Source organism: Leisingera sp. ABM4_060 (assembly GCF_056158765.1).
Map to the genome: position 1 here is coordinate 1,145,370 of NZ_JBSWTX010000001.1, position 18,321 is coordinate 1,163,690.

13 protein-coding genes are annotated in these 18,321 nt (G+C 63.2%); 6 read left to right on the top strand and 7 right to left on the bottom strand.

Annotated features, from left to right (window positions below; all coding sequences use genetic code 11):
• Positions 1–4: 4 nt before the first annotated feature.
• A complete protein-coding gene (mfd, locus tag ACXAEH_RS05635; RefSeq protein WP_475031483.1) occupies positions 5–3,457 on the bottom strand; it encodes a transcription-repair coupling factor in 3,453 nt (1,150 codons plus the stop codon).
• 43 nt (positions 3,458–3,500) lie between these two features.
• Complete coding sequence (locus ACXAEH_RS05640; RefSeq protein ID WP_475031484.1) at positions 3,501–4,022, bottom strand: component of SufBCD complex; 522 nt, start codon at positions 4,020–4,022, stop codon at positions 3,501–3,503.
• A 186-nt stretch (positions 4,023–4,208) separates the two neighbouring features.
• Here ACXAEH_RS05640 and hemB point away from each other — a divergent pair, with 186 nt between their 5' ends.
• The gene (hemB, locus tag ACXAEH_RS05645) at positions 4,209–5,207 is read left to right on the top strand and encodes a porphobilinogen synthase (protein ID WP_475031485.1); all 999 of its coding nucleotides are present in this window, start codon (positions 4,209–4,211) and stop codon (positions 5,205–5,207) included.
• 139 nt (positions 5,208–5,346) lie between these two features.
• Positions 5,347–5,922, top strand: a complete 576-nt coding sequence (locus tag ACXAEH_RS05650; RefSeq protein WP_475031486.1) for a lipid-binding SYLF domain-containing protein — start codon at positions 5,347–5,349, stop codon at positions 5,920–5,922.
• A 94-nt stretch (positions 5,923–6,016) separates the two neighbouring features.
• Here ACXAEH_RS05650 and ACXAEH_RS05655 read toward each other — a convergent pair whose 3' ends face one another.
• Positions 6,017–6,907 (bottom strand): NAD(P)-dependent oxidoreductase, encoded by an 891-nt coding sequence (locus ACXAEH_RS05655; protein ID WP_475031487.1) that lies wholly within the window; start codon positions 6,905–6,907, stop codon positions 6,017–6,019.
• A 116-nt stretch (positions 6,908–7,023) separates the two neighbouring features.
• On the opposite strand from ACXAEH_RS05655, the gene ACXAEH_RS05660 reads away from it, so the two are divergent.
• On the top strand, positions 7,024–9,507 hold the full coding sequence (locus ACXAEH_RS05660; RefSeq protein ID WP_475031488.1) for a penicillin acylase family protein: 2,484 nt from the start codon (positions 7,024–7,026) through the stop codon (positions 9,505–9,507).
• A 179-nt stretch (positions 9,508–9,686) separates the two neighbouring features.
• Entirely contained in the window at positions 9,687–10,403 is a 717-nt protein-coding gene (locus ACXAEH_RS05665; protein ID WP_475031489.1) for an alpha/beta hydrolase, read from the top strand.
• A 9-nt stretch (positions 10,404–10,412) separates the two neighbouring features.
• Here the strand turns inward: ACXAEH_RS05665 and hflX are convergent, their stop codons facing one another.
• The 4 genes from hflX to trkA all read right to left on the bottom strand — a co-directional run bounded on the left by hflX (position 10,413) and on the right by trkA (position 14,957).
• Positions 10,413–11,684: a GTPase HflX gene (gene hflX / locus ACXAEH_RS05670; protein ID WP_475031490.1), complete on the bottom strand. Its 1,272-nt coding sequence runs from the start codon at positions 11,682–11,684 to the stop codon at positions 10,413–10,415.
• The gene (gene hfq, locus ACXAEH_RS05675) at positions 11,684–11,923 is read right to left on the bottom strand and encodes an RNA chaperone Hfq (protein WP_008204623.1); all 240 of its coding nucleotides are present in this window, start codon (positions 11,921–11,923) and stop codon (positions 11,684–11,686) included. Before hfq ends, hflX begins: the two co-directional genes overlap by 1 nt.
• A gap of 121 nt (positions 11,924–12,044) precedes the next feature.
• Complete coding sequence (locus ACXAEH_RS05680) at positions 12,045–13,580, bottom strand: TrkH family potassium uptake protein (RefSeq protein WP_475031491.1); 1,536 nt, start codon at positions 13,578–13,580, stop codon at positions 12,045–12,047.
• Complete coding sequence (gene trkA, locus ACXAEH_RS05685; protein WP_475031492.1) at positions 13,581–14,957, bottom strand: Trk system potassium transporter TrkA; 1,377 nt, start codon at positions 14,955–14,957, stop codon at positions 13,581–13,583.
• A 113-nt stretch (positions 14,958–15,070) separates the two neighbouring features.
• Between trkA and ACXAEH_RS05690 the strand changes: the two genes are divergently transcribed.
• Both ACXAEH_RS05690 and ACXAEH_RS05695 read left to right on the top strand, forming a co-directional pair.
• Entirely contained in the window at positions 15,071–15,538 is a 468-nt protein-coding gene (locus ACXAEH_RS05690) for a hypothetical protein (RefSeq protein ID WP_475031493.1), read from the top strand.
• A gap of 415 nt (positions 15,539–15,953) precedes the next feature.
• Positions 15,954–18,305 (top strand): caspase family protein, encoded by a 2,352-nt coding sequence (locus ACXAEH_RS05695; protein WP_475031494.1) that lies wholly within the window; start codon positions 15,954–15,956, stop codon positions 18,303–18,305.
• Positions 18,306–18,321 lie beyond the last annotated feature (16 nt).

Consider the following 18,321-nt stretch of genomic DNA (forward strand, 5'->3'; position numbering starts at 1 on the left):
GAGATCAAGCCTTGGCTTTCTTTCTTTCCGCCACGACCTTCTCTGCCAGATCGCGGGCAATGGCAAAGGCGCCCTTGATCTTGTCCGCGTCCCTCTTCCAGTCGCGGCGCACGACGATCTTGTTATCCTTGACCTTGGCGAGGCCGTCCTGTGCCTGGATGAACTCCACCAGCCCCTGCGGCGACGCGAATTTGTCGTTGTGGAACTGGATCGTTGCGCCCTTGGGACCGCCATCCATCTTGGAAATCCCTGCGCGCTTGCACATCGCCTTGATCCGCACCACCAGCATCAGCGTGTTCACTTCCTTGGGCAGCTTGCCGAAGCGGTCGATCAGCTCTGCTGCGAAGCCTTCCAGCTCCACCTTGGTCGAGAGTGACGACAGACGGCGGTAGAGGCCAAGGCGCACATCCAGATCCGGCACGTAATCCTCGGGGATCAGCACCGGCACACCCAGATTGATTTGCGGCGCCCATTGATCGTCAGCATCCGACAGGCCTTCCATCTCGCCTGCCTTGATCTTGGCAATCGCCTCCTCCAGCATCGACTGGTAGAGCTCATAGCCCACATCGCGCATCTGGCCGGACTGTTCTTCGCCTAGAAGATTGCCCGCCCCCCGGATGTCAAGGTCTTGCGAGGCCAAGGTAAAGCCCGCGCCCAGCGTGTCGAGAGAGCCCAGCACTCGCAGCCGCTTTTCTGCCGCGGTCGTCAGGCGCTGGCGCGGTTTGGTGGTCAGATAGGCATAGGCGCGGGTCTTGGAGCGGCCCACCCGGCCCCGGATCTGATAGAGCTGCGACAGGCCGAACATGTCGGCTCGGTGCACCACCATCGTGTTGGCGGTCGGGATATCCAATCCGCTTTCGACGATCGTCGTCGCCAGCAGCACGTCGTATTTGCCGTCATAGAAGGCATTCATCCGGTCGTCGAGTTCTCCGGCTGCCATCTGGCCGTGCGCCACCACGTAGGTGAGCTCGGGCAGCTGCGCCTTCAGGAACTCTTCAACATCCGGCAGATCGGTGATCCGCGGCACCACATAGAAGCTCTGGCCGCCGCGGTAATGCTCGCGCAGCAGTGCCTCGCGGATGGTGACGGTGTCAAACTCGCTTACGTAAGTGCGGATCGCCAGGCGGTCGACGGGAGGCGTGCCGATGATCGACAGGTCCCTCACACCCGTGAGCGACAGCTGCAGCGTGCGCGGGATCGGTGTTGCCGTCAGGGTCAGCACATGGATGTCGCTGCGCAGCTGTTTCAGCCGCTCCTTGTGCGCAACGCCGAAATGCTGCTCCTCGTCGATGATCAGCAGGCCAAGGTTCTGGAACTTGATGTTCTTGGCCAGAACCGCATGGGTGCCAACCACAATATCAACGGTCCCCTTGGCCAGGCCTTCGCGGGTCTGGCTGGCCTCCTTGCTGCTTACAAAGCGCGACAACTGCCTGACCTGCAATGGAAATCCGCGAAACCGCTCAGCAAAGGAAGCGGCATGCTGGCGCGCCAGCAGCGTGGTCGGCGCCACCACCGCCACCTGCAGCCCGGACATGGCGGCGACAAAGGCCGCGCGCATCGCCACCTCGGTCTTGCCGAACCCCACGTCGCCGCAGACCAGACGGTCCATCGGCAGGCCGGAGTGCAGATCCTCCATCACGTCATCAATGGCGCGCAGCTGGTCGTCGGTCTCCTGATAGGGGAAGCGGGCGGAGAATTCTTCCCAGGCATGGGGCGGCGGGTCCATCACCGGCGCCTTGCGCAGGGCGCGCTCGGCGGCGATGCGGATCAGCTTGTCCGCCATCTCGCGGATGCGCTCCTTGAGCTTGGCCTTCTTGGCCTGCCAGGCGCCGCCGCCGAGACGGTCCAAGAGCCCCTCGTCGTGGCCGTATTTGGACAACAGCTCGATATTCTCGACCGGCAGGTAGAGCTTGGCTGCTTCGGCGTATTCCAGCAGGATGCATTCATGCGCCGCACCAGCGGCCGTCACCACTTCAAGCCCTTTGAAGCGGCCTATGCCGTGGTCCACATGCACCACCAGATCGCCTGGGCTGAGCGACTGGGTTTCAGTCAAAAAGTTCTCGGCCTTGCGGCGTTTCTTGGGCGCCCGGATCAGCCGGTCGCCCAGCACGTCCTGCTCCGAAATCACCGTCATATCCGGCGCCTCGAACCCGTGCTCCAGCGCCCAGACCGCAAGATGCAGGCCGGACTTGCCGATACGGGTGCCATCCATCACCGGGATCGCTTCGGCCAGGCCCTCGTCTTCGATCAGACCCGTCAAACGTTCGCGCGCGCCTTCGGAATAAGAGGCGATCAGCACCGGCCCCTCCTGCATCCTGGCTTTAATATGCGCGGCCAAAGAACCGAAAAGACTGATGTTTTCCTGCTGCCGTTCCGGCGCGAAATTACGCCCGATCCGCCCGCCAGCGTCTACGGTTCCGGGCCCCGAGGCCTGCGGCAGCGGATGCAGCTGCACCACCCGGTGGCCAGCAACCGACGCTTCCCAGGCCGCATCATCAAGATACAAAAGCCCCGGCGGCGTGGGCTTGTAGACCGTATCGATCCGCCCCTTCTGCTCCATCGCATGCTTGCGGGTCTCGTACTGATCCTCAATTGTTTCCCAGCGTGCCAAACGCGCCGGCGTCACCTGATCATCCAGCGTCACCGTGGCCTGCGGCAGGTAGTCGAACAGGGTTTCCAGCTTCTCATGGAAGAACGGCAGCCAGTGCTCTATTCCCTGATGTTTGCGGCCTGCGCTGACCGCCTCGTACAGAGGATCATCTGTCCCGGCAGCGCCAAACTCGATCCGGTAGTTCTGGCGGAACCGGGTGATCGCGGCCTCATCCAGGATCACCTCGGACACAGGCGCCAGTTCCACAACTTCCAGCTTCTCGGTGGTGCGCTGCGAGACCGGATCAAAGCGCCTGGCCCCATCCAGCACATCGCCGAACAGATCCAGCCGGACCGGACCGCTCTCACCCGGCGGAAAGATGTCGATGATCCCCCCGCGCACAGCGTAGTCGCCTGGCTCCATCACTGTCGGGCTTTGGGTAAAACCCATGCGCACCAGGAACTTGCGCAGTGCGTCTTCGTCCACGCGCTGATTCACCCGGGCGGTAAAGGCTGCCTCGCGCAGCACCTCGCGCGCGGGCACCCGCTGGGCGGCAGCGTTCAAGGTTGTCAGCAGCACAAACTGCCTGGGCATCTGATGAACCAGCGCCGCCAGCGCGGCCATCCGCGCAGCCGAAATATCCGCATTCGGCGAGACGCGGTCGTAAGGCAGGCAGTCCCAGCCCGGGAAAACAAACACGGGCATGTCCGGTGCAAAAAAGGCAAGTGCTGCCCGCATTGCCTCCATCCGCTTGTCATCACGGGCCACATGCAGAACCGGCGTGCCGGACTGCTGCACTTCCTTCAGGATCAGCCGGGCGTCAAACCCTTCGGGCGCGCCGCCCATGGTGATTGCACGCTGTGCCATACCCTATCCTCTCCAGGAACCCCGGGGCGCTTCCGCCCGCCTGTCAAAACGCTCCGATTGTCAGGTTCTGATACATGCCCCAGAAGGCGGTGACCACAATCGAAATCACACCCACGAACTGGACGTAGAGCCGGCAGAAAGCCAGGCGTTTGCGCAATGCCTCACCGGTTGCCGTTTCGCTGGCGATCCGGCGCGCGGTGAAGTAACTGATCAGCCCCACCACCGCCATCGGAAACGCCAGAAGGAACACCGCCTGGGCAATCTCAAGCAAAAAAACAAAGCCAAGCGTGGCCAGCGCCGACAGCGCAAAGCAGCTTAGCGCCACCAGCCAGGGGCCGGACACCTCGGCAATATAGAGCATCCGGTTCACATTGACCCGGGTGATATCCTCCAGATCGCGTTCAGCCTGGCCGCCCTTGCGCTGCGCCCGGTGGACCATGTCGTAAGGCACGCCCAGGATCCAGTGGCTGGCCGATGACCACAGCACCGCCAGAGCGATCCAGTACCAAAGGTTGGAGAATGACCGCAGCTCAATCATCTCGTAGATAATCTGAAGCAGATCCACGCCAGCCCCCCCTTCTTGCGGCCGCAGGCCTGCGGACCGTAATTTCCTCAACCGGCCCTATATCCACCGGGAACCCGGCACAGGCAAGCCTGCACAGTGCATAAGTTTTCCAGCGCGGCGAATGTGACCCTTGTTCCCGGGGCCGCTTCCATGCCACCCATATGCAAACCTGAATGAGAGACCGCCATGAAGCCCACCGTTGCGCCCTTTCCCGCCGCCCGCCTGCGCCGTACCCGCGCCAGCCAGGCCATCCGCGATCTGGTTCGTGAAAACACCTTGACGCCGGGTGATTTCATCTGGCCGGTCTTTATCCGCGAAGGCGAAGGCATGGAAGAACCCATCGCCTCGATGCCTGGCGTGGTGCGCCGCACTGTCGACAAGATTGCCGAAGCCGCAGTGGAAGCACAGGCACTTGGCATCCCGGCCATCTGCCTGTTTCCCTACACCGACGCCTCTCTCAAGACCGAAGACTGCGCAGAGGCCTGGAACCCGCACAATCTGACCAACCGCGCCATCCGTGCGATCAAGGAGGCGGCACCGGATATCGCGGTGATGACCGACGTTGCGCTGGACCCCTACAACATCAACGGCCATGACGGCTATGTTGTTGATGGCGAGATCGTCAACGACGCAACGGTCGAGGCGCTGGTCAAGATGACCCTGGCCCAGGCGGAGGCCGGCGCCGATATCATCGGCCCCTCCGACATGATGGACGGCCGCATCGGCGCCATGCGCGGTGCTCTTGAAAAGGCAGGCCACCACAATGTTGCGATCCTGTCCTATGCCGCAAAATACGCCTCCGCCTATTATGGGCCGTTCCGCGATGCGGTTGGCGCTTCCGGAGCACTGAAAGGCGACAAGAAAACCTACCAGATGGACCCGGCCAACAGCGACGAGGCGCTGCGGCTGATCGAACGCGACCTGATGGAAGGCGCAGACATGGTGATGGTGAAGCCCGGCATCGCCTATCTGGACATCTGCCAGCGGGTGAAATCCGCCTTTGGCGTGCCGACCTATGCCTACCAGGTCTCCGGCGAATACGCGATGATCCAGGCCGCTGCGCAAAACGGCTGGATCGACGGTGAAAAAGTGATGATGGAGAGCCTGATGGCCTTCAAACGCGCTGGCTGCAACGGCATCCTGACCTATTTCGCACCGGCGGCGGCCAAACTGCTGAACGGCTGAGCGCAAACAGGATCACGTCAGCGGGAAGCCGCCAGTGTTCGGCTTCATAGCGGATGACAGACAGCGGTTTTCCGCGTATACAAAGGGCCAGAGCCGGACCCAACCGGCCTCACAGAAAATCATTACAGGCACCTGAGAAATGAGCAGTTTTTCCTCTTCCCGCATGACCCGCCGCGGGTTTGCCCTGACCGCCTTGGCCGGCGCGGGCGTGACCGCCGCTTGCGGCAACGGCGTCGGCACCAGCAACGCCGCCAAGATCGACGCCCGGGTGGATGCCACCCTGAACCAGATGTTCAGCCAGTATCCCAACACCCGAACCTTGGCGGACAAAGCCACCGGTATGCTGGTGATGCCGCTGGTCACTGAAGCCGGTTTTGTCTTTGGCGGCGCCTTCGGCCGCGGCGCCCTGCGGATCAACGGCGTGACCGTCGACTACTACTCCACCGTCAAGGGCAATGCCGGTCTGCAGATCGGCGCCCAGCAATACGCCCATGTGCTGTTCTTCATGACCCAGGATGCGCTGGCCGGCTTCCGGCGTTCCACCGGCTGGGCCGCAGGCGCCGACGTGGAATATGTCATCAAGGACGAAGGCAATGCGCTGAGCGCAGACACAAACACCCTGACCTCGCCCGTGCTGGCGGTAGTCTTCGGCCAGGCAGGCCTGCGTGTCGGCGCCACTCTGGAAGGCACAAAGTACACCCGGATCATTCCCTGAGCGGTCCGGCAGCGCCTCTTGCCCCAGCTTCTTTCTGGTCAGAAATACTCCCGCCGGAGGCATGGCCTTTCCATTAGGAAAGGCCATTTTTACGTCAGCCGTCCGAGGCCAGCGCATCCAGCGCGCGCAGCCGCTTGAACAGCGACGAAGTATCCCAGCGCCCGCCGCCCATTTTTTGAACGTCCTTGTAATATTGGTCGACCAGCGCGGTAACCGGCAATGTGGCCCCATTGCGGTTGGCTTCATCCATGCAGATGCCCAGATCCTTGCGCATCCAATCCACCGCGAAACCATGGTCAAAGTGATCCTCCAGCATGGTCTCATGCCGGTTCACCATCTGCCAGCTGCCCGCGGCGCCCTGGCTGATCACCTCCACCACCGCGCGCCCGTCCAAGCCGGCCTTTTCGGCAAAATGCAGCGCCTCGCTCAGCGCCTGCACCAGCCCGCCAATGGCAATCTGGTTGCACATCTTGGTCAGCTGGCCCGCACCGGTGCCGCCGATCCGGCGGCAGATCTTGGAATAGGCATCAATCACCGGCTCGGCCCGGGCATAGGCATCTTCATCGCCGCCACACATCACAGACAGCACACCGTTCTCGGCTCCCGCCTGGCCGCCCGAGATCGGCGCATCGACAAAGAACACGCCCTTACCCTCAGCCGCCGCATGCAATTCCCGGGTGACCGTTTCGGAGACCGTGGTGTGATCCACAAATACCGTGCCTGAGCCCATTCCAGCAAAGGCTCCATCCGCGCCGAGGCAGACCGAGCGCAGGTCGTCGTCATTGCCGACGCAGGCCATCACGAACTCCGCCCCCGCCGCCGCCGCCCGCGGGGTGGCGGCAAAATGCCCGCCATGCTCCTTGGCCCAGGCTTTCGCCTTGGCTTCGGTGCGGTTGTAGACGGTGACTTCATGGCCTGCTGCCTGCAGGTGGCCAGCCATCGGATAACCCATCACCCCCATTCCCAGAAACGCGATTTTTGCCATCTGCTTTTCCCTTGATCTCACTTCGCATATGTTGGCGCCGACCCTACCACCGCCGCCGCCGGGCGCAATCTGCCCCTAAGCGGAAATGACAAAAAACCAAGGGGAAACAACCGCCGATGGGACATCTTTTCCGCTGGCTACTGCGCATTGCAGCCGGGCTGATTCTGCTGAGCGTCCTTGCCACACTGCTGGTCTATTACCTCGCCTCGCAATCGCTGCCGGAATATGACAAGGAAATCGACTTGCCCGGCCTCTCCTCGCCGGTCGAGATCGTGCGCGACAATGCCAATGTGCCGCATATCTTCGGCAGCTACGGCGCCAGCGACGAGGATGTCTATTTCGGCCTTGGCTATGCCCATGCCCAGGACCGGCTGTGGCAGATGGCCGTCATGCGCCGGACCGCCAAGGGCCGCTTGTCTGAAGTCTTCGGCACCCGCACGGTCGAGACCGACACCTATCTGCGCCGTCTGGACATCTATGGCCTGGCGCAGCAATCGGTGAAGGTGCAGTCGCCCGAGGCTCTTGCGGCGCTCAAGGCTTACTCCGCCGGCGTTAACGCGCGCTTGCAGGAAATCAACGAAAGCGCCCTCGGCCGCGGTGCGCCGGAGATGTTCCTGTTCAACATGCCGGTTTCCCCCTGGCAGCCCGCCGACAGCATCGCGATCATGAAGCTGATGGCACTGCAATTGTCCGGCCACATGAAGGAAGAAATCCTGCGCGCCCGAACCTCGCTGGCCTTGAACGATGAAACACGCCTGCAGGACATTATGCCGGATGCGCCAGGTGAAGGCCTGACAGCTCTTCCTGAATACGCCGCAATTGTGCCAGGTATCTCGGGCGGCCGTCAATTTGCTTCGTCCGGCGAAACAGGGGAAGACAGCCTGCTGTTTCCAGTTGCCCCGCGCGGGCTGGCAGGGGCATCCAATGCCTGGGCCGCCGCCCCCAGCCGCTCGGCCGCAGGCGGCACTTTGCTGGCCAACGATCCGCATCTTGGCCTGACCGCCCCGGGCGTCTGGTACCTGGCGCGGCTGGAACTGGGCTCCGGCGGCGTGATCGGCGGCACCATTCCAGGCATCCCCGCGGTCATCACCGGACGTTCCGACACGCTTGGCTGGGGGGTGACTTCCTCATTCCTGGATGACCAGGATCTCTTTATCGAACAGCTGAACCCGGAAAACCCGCAGGAATACCTGTCGGCTGAGGGCTACAAGAAGTTTGTCTCCCGCCCCTCGATCGTCAGGATCAGGGACGAAGCACCCGTCACACTGACATTGCGCTGGACAGACAACGGGCCGGTGCTGCCTGGCTCGATGTTCAGACTGGCGGACATCACGCCGCCTGGCCACGTGGTATCGCTCGGCTGGACCGTGCTCAGTCCCAATGACACCTCGATGACCGCGGCCATCAACCTGATGCGCAGCGCCTCAGTTCGAGAAGCCATCATCGCAGGGGAGGATTTTGTTGCCCCATCGCAAAACCTCACCCTTGCGGACCAGAACACAATCGCGCTCAAAACCGTTGGAGCCTTCCCGGCGCGGGACGCGGCGCACCAAAGCAAAGGCCGTCTGCCAAGCCAGGGCTGGCGCCCGGAAAACCGCTGGCAGGGCCGCTTGCCTTATGCGGAAAACCCGGAATTCCTTGCCCCGGCTGGCGGAATCCTAGGCAACACCAACAACAAGATTCTCGACCGCCCCTTCCCCAATCATGTCTCCTTTGACTGGGGCGATACGCAGCGCATTCACCGCTGGGAAAAGCTGATGCAGAACCGCGAAGTGCATACCCGCGACAGCTTTATCGAGGCGCAGCTGGACACCGTCTCCTACACTGCGCGCACGCTGCTGCCGCTGATCGGCGCGGACCTGTGGTTCACCGGCGAAGCTGCTGCTGCCGGCACCCGCGAACGCCAGCGCCAGATTGCGCTGACTTTGCTGTCCGAATGGAATGGCGAGATGAACGAGCACCTGCCCGAGCCGCTGATCTATGCCGCCTGGCTGCGGGCGCTGCAGGCGCGGCTGATCACCGACGAACTCGGCCCGGTCGCCAAAAGCTTCCGCCATGTAGAGCCATTGTTCATTGAGCGGGTGTACCGCAATGTGGATGGCGCCGCCGTCTGGTGCGATGTCCAGCAGAGCGCGCCGCAAGAAACCTGCACCGATATGGCCCGGCTGGCCCTGGATGACGCGCTGATCTGGATTGAGGAACGCTACGGCGATGCGCTGGAATCCTTGCGCTGGGGCGATGCCCATCAGGCCGCCCAGGATCACCCGGTACTCGGCGAAGTGCCGGTTCTGCGGTACTTCGTGAACATCCGCCAATCCACCAGCGGCAGCAGCAACACCCTTCAGCGCGGTAAAAGCTCGGGCAAGGATCCGGATCCGTTCCAGAACGTGCACGCAGCCGGCTACCGTGGCGTCTATGATTTCGCCGATCCCGACAGCTCAGTCTTTGTCGTCGCCTCCGGCCAGTCCGGCCATCCATTGTCGCGCTACTATGACGACATGGCCCAGCTCTGGCGCCGCGGCGAATACATCCCGATGTCGCTGGACGAGGACCTCGCCCGCGCCGCTGCTGTCGGGGTAACAAGGATCAGCCCGCGTTAGAAAAATCCTCATCAACGGCAAAGGGGAATTACCCCCTCTGCCCTCCCATTTCCTCAACCATTCAGATTTACATGAGACATTACACGATAGCCTTTCTGCTGCTCGCAGCCGCAGCCTGCTTTTACGGCGTATTCCACCTCGCCCTGCCGGCACCTCAGCAGACTGAAGCATTGCCCCCCATGCCCGCACCGGCGGGCACTATTCAGCCTGGCGGTTATGCCAATGTGCCACGCAACGGGCTGAGGCAGCCTGCGCCGGCCGCGTTCGACTATTCGCCCTCGCACGAAGTGCAGCAGCTGGCCCGGAAGCACCGGGATTTCGGCCAGACCTGGTACAGTCTTGCACCGCCCGGCGGTGTGCCTGCACCTGCCATTATACTGCTGCATGGCTCAGGCAGGTCCGGCCTTTCAATGATCGACATCTGGAAGGACACCGCACAACGGCACGGGCTGATCCTGATAGCACCAGAGGCCAAGGCTCAAAACTGGCAGCTAGGGGATCTGTCTCAATCCTTGCTGGACAGGATGCTCTCGCAGCAAGTGCTGGAACGCCGGGTCAGCGGGGTTTATCTGTTCGGGCATTCCAACGGCGCCAGCTATGCCTCGATCCTGGCAAACCGGTTTCAGGGCCCTTGGCAAGCCGCCGCCCTGCACGGCGGTTTTGCGGGGGATGAGGTATTCCAGCCGGCCGCACATCCCAAACCTGTCCGCCTGTACCTGGGAGACCGTGATCACATCTTCAGCGTTGAACAGGCGGAGCGGACCGGCAAAGCCATGGCCAGATCAGGCCACAGCTTCACGCTGCAGCTGATTCCGGATCACAGCCACTGGATCTATGAGATCGGCCCGAAAATTGCTGAGGATAGCTGGGCCTGGTTCCGGTCACTCGAAAAGTGACCGGAATTCTTACAGTTTCAGAAACTTGGCCTTTTGCCGGTCAGTCCACAGCACGGTGATGTCAAAACCGATCTCGGTCTGTTCCTCTGACTGGATCAGATCCTGCTGGAACAGCCAGGCGCGCTGCTTGCCTTGCGCAAAGGAGAGGTTCAGCACCTCCTCATGCCGCACGCCCTGCAGCTGCTCGGCGATATCCGCCAGAAGCGCGTCCAGCCCCTCACCGGTCAGCGCCGAGATCGCGTGGATGCCATCCTCGCGCACCGCGCGCAGACGGCGGGCTTCAGCCTCTTCCTCGGGCAGCTGGTCCAGCTTGTTCCAGACCTCGATCCGGGCGCGGTTCTCATCCACCCCCAGCGAGGCCAAAATCGCCTCGACGTCCTCGGCCTGGTGCTCGCTTTCCTCGTGGCTGATGTCGCGCACATGCAGGATCACATCCGCCGCTAGCACCTCTTCCAGCGTGGCACGGAAGGCCGCCACCAGCTCGGTCGGCAGGTCCGAAATGAAACCCACGGTGTCGGACAGGATCACCTCGGGCCCATCCGGCAGCTGCACCCGGCGCATGGTCGGGTCGAGCGTGGCGAACAACATGTCCTTGGCCATCACCTCGGCCCCTGTGAGCCGGTTGAACAGCGTTGACTTACCGGCGTTGGTGTAGCCCACCAGCGCCACAATCGGATAAGGCACCTTGGCGCGCGATTCACGGTGCAAGGTCCGGGTCTTCACCACCTTGTCGAGCTGACGGCGCAGGCGCACCAGCTGGTCGTCGATGGCACGGCGGTCGGCCTCGATCTGGGTTTCGCCGGGTCCGCCGACAAATCCCAACCCGCCGCGCTGGCGTTCCAGGTGGGTCCAGGCCCGCACCAGCCGGGTCCGCTGATAGCTGAGCGCTGCCATTTCCACCTGCAGAACACCCTCGCGGGTGGCAGCACGGTCCGAGAAAATCTCCAGGATCAGCCCGGTCCGGTCCAGAATCTTGACCTTCCAGGCTTTCTCGAGGTTGCGCTGCTGAACGGGCGACACCGGCCCGTCGATCAGGACCAGCTCTATCTCTTCGGCTTTCAGGATGCCCGCCAGCTCTTCGATCTTGCCGGAGCCGAACAGCATCCCCGGATGCGCCTTGGGCAGGCGCACGACATTTGAACCGATCACATCGAGATCGGGCAAGGCGGCGGCAAGCGCCACAGCTTCTTCCAGCGCAGGACCTGCGTCCCGGCGCCCCATGTCTGACTTGATTTCCGGATGCAGCACCCACGCCCGGGTGCGCTTCCTGTCGTGCTCCATCAAGAGGCGTCTTCACCCTCATAGAGGCTGATCGGCTGGGCCGGCATGATGGTCGAGATCGCATGCTTGTAAACCAGCTGCGACTGTCCGTCGCGGCGCAAGAGCACGCAGAAATTGTCGAACCAGGTGATCACACCCTGCAATTTGACCCCGTTGATCAGAAAGATTGTAACTGGAACCTTGGTTTTGCGAACGTGATTCAGGAAGGCATCCTGAAGATTCTGTCTGTCCGAAGCCATTTTTTATTATCTCGCCTTTGTTCTTGCCACGCGCTGCGGACCAGCACGCACGTTAAACATCACTATGGACGCAGAAATTATAAGTTTCCACCCGAAAAACACTTTTTCCCCTTATGGGATATCAGCTGCGCCAGAGGTTCGGCGACAAGAGCGCAATGAAAGCCAGCGTCTCAAGCCGGCCCAGCACCATGGCCACGCAGAGGATCAGCTTGGCCGGCGCGGTCAGAAGGCTGAGCACTATCGGATCGCTGCCAGCGGCCTCGGTCAGCGGCCCGGTGGTCGCCAGCGCCGCAACGGCCAGCACCAGCGATTGCTCGAAGTCGGTACCGACAGCCGCCAGCGCGGTGCTGACCAGGGCCAGCGACAGGGCAAACAGCATGAAGAACACCCAGGCCACAAAGGCGCCGTTCTTCTGCAGACGCTTGGTGCGGTCGCCTTCGCCGCTGACCGAACTGGGGTGCACCAGCCGCTCCATCTCACGCAGGCCGTTGAGGTAGAGCGCATAGACCCGCAGCAGCTTGACCCCGCCCGCAGTGGTTGCCACGCCGCCGCCGAACACAGCCAGTCCCAGCAGGATCATTCCGGGCGTTTCCAACCCGGACCAGGCCTGCGCGGCTTCCCAGTGCATGCTCTCGAAACCCGTGGTGGACAGAAAGGACATCACCGTGAACAGCGTGCCCCAAAGTGCCCGCAGCGCCTGCAGAACATCCTCGGCCGCATCCACTTCATAGGCCGCCACCCAATGGCGCAGGAACAGCAAAAGCGGCACCCCGAAGACAATCAGCAGCCCGGTACGGAATTCCGGATCCTTGTCCAGGCGTCCCTGGCCCGAGGTCACCGTGTCGCTGGAAAAGGTCAGCCGGGACAGGGCAAAGAACATGAACAGGAACATCACCATTTCACCCGCCAGTCCGCTGCCCGCGTTCTCGACACCGCCGGTGGCGGAAATGCCCGAGGTCGCCATCACCGACGTCGCATGGCTGAGGCCGGCCAGCGCCTCTTCCCCGGTGATCATCAGCAAAAGCCACAGAACCATCGTCAGCCCGGCGTAAACCGGTGCCAGGGTACGGGTGACCAGAACCAGCTGGCGCCGGGGGTCGGCCTTTTCCATATGAGCCGGTGCGGCCGAGCCGCCGCCGGGCTCGCCTTTGGCGGTCACTTCAAATCCGCCCAGCGACATTGGCGCCAGCACCGCCGAAGCGGCAATCCACATCAGGAGCCCGCCCAGCCAGCCGACAATCGCCCGCCACAGATGCACGCTGGGCGGCAGCCTGTCCGGGTCGGCCCAGATGTCAGCGCCGGTGGTGGTGATGGCACTGACCATGTCGAAATAGGCGTTCAGGTAGCGGGTACTGACCAAGGCATCCTGCACCGGCACCGCCAGGAACAGCGGCAGCACGGTAAAGGTTGCCAGCAAGGACAAGAGCTGCCCCGGCATTCCGTAACGCGGCACCTTGTTGCCGACTGAGAGGCCGATCAGCACCACCAGCATCAGCCCGGCAACGCCCGCATAGAAAAAACTGCGCGAGGTGTGGTGGTCGTCCAGCACCAGCGCATGCACCGCTGGCAGCCACATCGCCAGCGCGAATATGCCCCAGATCAGCAGAAACAGCGGCAGGCGCAGAACGCCGATGGGAGCTTGGGCGACGCGGCGCATCTAGAAATAGTCGATCGACACCTGCAACAGGCGCTCGACCTCGGGCACATCATCTGCCATGGCAAAAAGCGCGATCACGTCGCCCTCCTCGATCCGGGTCTCGCCCATCGGCCGCAGCATCTCGCCGTTCTTCAGCACCCCGCCGACCAGCACGCCTTCGGGGAAATCCGTCTCGCGGATCATCTGCCCGGCAATCGGTGAAGTGGACAGTACCTCGGCCTCAATCATCTCCGCCTCGGCATCGCCCAGCGAGTAGACCTGCCGCACCCGGCCATACCGGATGTGGCGCAGGATCGAACTCACGGTGGTGGAGCGCGGGTTGATATAGGCGTCGATGCCAAGGTGCGGCAGCAAAGGCACCAGGGTGGGATCGTTGATCAGCGCAATCGCCAGGGGGCAGCCCTCGGCCTTGGCGCGCACCGCAGCCAGCATGTTGGTCTTATCGTCGTCGGTGACCGCCAGCATCGCATCCGCCTTGTCGATGCCCGCTTCGATCATCAGCGACCGGTCCAGCCCGTCGCCGTTCAGCACAATGGTGCGCTCCAGCGTCTCGGCGGCACGTTCGGCGCAAGCGCGGTCGCGCTCAATCACCTTGGAGCGGATCCGGGAGGTGCTGCTTTCCAGTGCCTTTGCAACCTCCAGCCCGACATTGCCGCCGCCGACCACAACCACCCGGTCCTGGCGCTTTTCATGCTTGCCGAACACCTCGATGGTGCGCGGCACATCCTCAGCGTGGCTGAACACATAGCAGCTGTCGCCGACAAACAACTGGTCACCGGCTTCCGGAGCGAACAGCGTGCCTTCACGCCGCACCCCCACGACAATCGCCCGCAGGGTCGAGAACAGATCGGTCAGCTGCCGCAGCGGCGTGTTCACCACCGGGCAGTCCGCGTCGATCTGAATGCCCAGGAGCTGCGCCTTGCCCTCCATGAAAGTCTCGGTGTCAAAGGCGGCCGGCGCCGACAGCCGCTGCATCGCCGCCGCGGCGACTTCGCGCTCGGGGCTGATCACCACGTCAATCGGCAGATGTTCGCGCTGATACAGATCGGAATAGATCGCAGTCAGGTAGCTCTTGGCGCGCAGCCGGGCAATCTTGCGCTGGATCTTGAACACAGAATGCGCCACCTGGCAGGTCACCATGTTGACCTCATCCGAGTGGGTGGCGGCAATGATCATGTCGGCGTCGCGCGCCCCTGCCCGGTCCAGAACGTCCGGGTATGAGGCAAAACCGTGGATCCCCTGCACGTCCAGCGTATCGGTCGCCCGGCGCACCAGTTCCGGATTGCTGTCGACAACGGTGACGTCGTTGTGCTCGCCGGACAGATGCCGGGCGATCTGCCAGCCGACCTGGCCCGCACCGCAGATAATGACCTTCATTTGCGTATCCCCTGGAGGCTCCCCTGGCGGCGTTTCGCCCACCGTGAATGACAGAAGCCGCATTCACGGTCAATTTAATTGTAACTTCCTCTGTTTGCAGCCATTCTTAGGCCATGCGCAGGGATGTCACGATCATGGCGGGCCTCGTCCTGCTGTTTGGCGCCGCAGCCTGCGGCCCGCTTCCGGTATACTACAAGCAGGGGGCAGATGTGTCCCGGCTGCAGACGGACGAGCTGAGCTGCGCGACGGTGGCGCTCAAGGACGCGCCTGTTGCCAATGAAATCCGCCAGCATCCACCGGTCTTCCACCCCGGGCGCAAGGTCTGCCACAGCGGCGGCTGCTATTACCGCCCCGGCTATTGGGTGCCCGGCAGCTTCTACACAGTGGATGTGAACCGCCCGCTGCGCCAGCGGCTGGAAAAATCCTGCATGGCCACCAAGGGATACCAGCAAATCGCGCTGAAACGCTGCACCCAGCGAACCGCCTCGGCACCAGCGGGCCCGCGGCTGGCGCCGCTGACCGAGGCCTCCTGTGCGCAGCGGAACCGCGACGGCAGCATCAGCATCCGCCCAGGCGGCTGACCCAGTCCCCTTGCCGAAGTTTTGCGGCAGGCTAACTTTGATTTGCGCCGCCGGATCAAGTAAACTCGAGCCCGGATTGTTTGTTCATCAGTTTTTTCTCAAGAGAAAGGTACCCGATGCGGATACATTTCCTGATCGCCGCACTGCCGATTGCCGCTGTCACCGCAGCCTGTGAGCCCATCGCGCCCATAGCTCCGCCGCCTGCGGCCGCGCCGGCCTCAGCCCCGGCACCCGCAACCTACCGAACCCCGGCTCCAGCGCCCGTAACCCGGCCAGCTCCCGCGGCCGTTACCCCCGCTCCGGCACCAGCCGCAGTTGAAACACCCGAACCTTCCAGCTTTGGCGGAGGCGGCGGAGGTGGCGGAGGATCCGGCGGCGGTGGCGGATCCGGCGGCGGAGGCGGAGGCAGCTGGTAATGCCCTGTTTGCCTGCCACCGGCCTGTTGCAAGACCTGCTTGGGTCCTCTGCCCGGATTGCACTGGCCTGCACGGCCCTGCTTCCGGGCCAGGCCGCGCTTGCCGCCTATGAAACTCAGGAACGGGACACTGCCGGCGAAACGGCGATCGTCGTCGGCATTCAGGATTACGACCATGTCTCCGACCTGACCAACACCCGCAACGACGCGGCCGCAATGGCAGAAATGCTGCGATCCTTCGGGTATTCGGTCTACGAAGGCTACGATCTCGACAAGCGGGGGTTTGAGGCGCTGCTGCGGCAGGCGGCGCTGAACATCCGCGAAGGCAGCCAGGTGTTCTTCTACTACGCAGGACACGGGATTCAGCTGGGGCGGCGGAATTACCTGCTGACCAGTGACGCCGAGCTCAGCGGCATCAATGACCTGCCATTCCAGTCCGTAACGCTGGACCAGGTCTCAGCCATTCTGGGCGGCAAGGCAGGAAGCCAGATCCTGATGCTGGATTCCTGCCGCGACAACCCGGTCCCGGACGCCAAGCTCAATGCCGAAGTCGGCGCCCAGCTCTATGAAGCCCGCGAAGGGTTTGACGTATTCCGGCCGCCGCTCAACACGCTGGTGGCGTTCTCCACCTCCCCCGGCGCCACCGCGCTGGATGGCGAACCAGGCGGCAACAGCCCATATACGGCCTCTGTCGTCCGGCAGTTCCCGGCCCGCCCTCAAGAGGACGCGATGACCGTGCTCTCGGCGATCCGCAGCGACGTCTACGCCTCCACCGGCAATATCCAGGTCCCCTGGGAAAGCTCGACTCTGATGCGCAAGATCTATCTGCGTCCGCCGCAGCAGAGCTTGAACGTCGCCCAAAGCGCCCCGGACACCTCGCTGGCCAGCCTGGACCAGCTGCCTGCCGAACTGTCGGTGAAAATCCCGCTCGGCCGCTCGCTGGAACTGGCACCGGAGATCCAGCCCTACGTCAGTGCCGGCACCACGGTGTCGATCGTCGAAACCCCTTCCTCTGGGGTGTCGTCGCTGCAATCAGGCGATGGATCAGCGCTCAGCCTCAACTATGCGCCGCAGCTAAGTGAACTGCCCGCCAGAAAGGACGGCGGCCAGGTGCGCACCGACCGGATGGTGCTGCGGCTGGCCCAGGGCGAGGCGGTGCGCGATATCACCCTGAACCTCGAAATGATTGCCCGGCAATGCGATCTGGAAGCAGGAGACCTTCTCGATCTCCAGGGCGTCGGGCTTTACCGCTACCCAAATGAAATCAACCTGAAAGCGGCAGAGGATGCCTGCCGGCAGGCTGCGGATACAGCGCCGGAAATCGGCCGTTTCCACTACCAGCTGGGCCGGGCACTGCTGGGACAAGGCAATCTGACCGGCGCCTTCGGCAAGTTCCAGCAAGCGGCCGACCTGGGCCATGTCCGCGCTTATCACGCGCTGGCCAAGCTGTACACCAGTCCGAACATCGACCGCCAGGCCGTGGCGATCCCCTTGGATCCGGACAAGGCGGCCAGCCTTTGGGAACAGGGCATCACGGCAGGCGATCCCTTTGCGATGCATTCCCACGGCAAGCGGCTGCTGCACAGTACCCAGCGGCCGCAGGACCGCGAGCGCGGCTTTGATCTGCTCAGCCGGGCGGTGGAACTGGGCCATACCTACTCGATGAACGAGCTGGGTGTGTTCTTCCTGTGGAGCGGCGCCGAGCTGGCACAGCCGCAGCGCGGCCTGTCATATCTTGAGGCTTCCGCCGGACGCGGTGACATCTATGGCACCGCCAACTTGGGCTACGTCTACCGTGATGGCGGCGCGGGCAAGCCAGTCAACAAGGACAAGGCCCGCGCGCTGTTTGCCGAAGCGGCGCAGCTTGGCCACCCCAAGGCCCCCGGGGAGATCGGCCGCATGATCATGCGCGGCGACCTGCCCGGCAGCGACGCGGCAGAAGCGCTGGAATGGTATGACATGGGCCTGTCCCGCGGCGATGCCTGGGGCGGCACCAACGGCGCCTGGGTCGCACTGAACAAGCTTTCCGACAGGATCCCTGCGCACGCCGCCGCCGCCCGTGCCGGCAAGGCGATGGCACTGAACGACGACGAAGCACGCGCCTCTGCCCGGGAGCTGCTGTCTGCCATGCCCGAAACAGATGTCGCCGCCGGCACCCAGTATATCCTGCGGCAGCTGGGCTCCGGCATCGCCATCGACGGGCAGTTCGGCCCGGCATCCCGCAAGCAATTGGCCAATTGGGCGCGCGAGGCAGGCCTGCCGGCCACTGTTCCCGCAGATGCCATCGGCCAGCTGCAGCTGGCCGGCCAGATCCATTTTGCGCTTAACCCGATCCGCCAGGATCTGTTCTGAAATTTCCTGCGCCCGG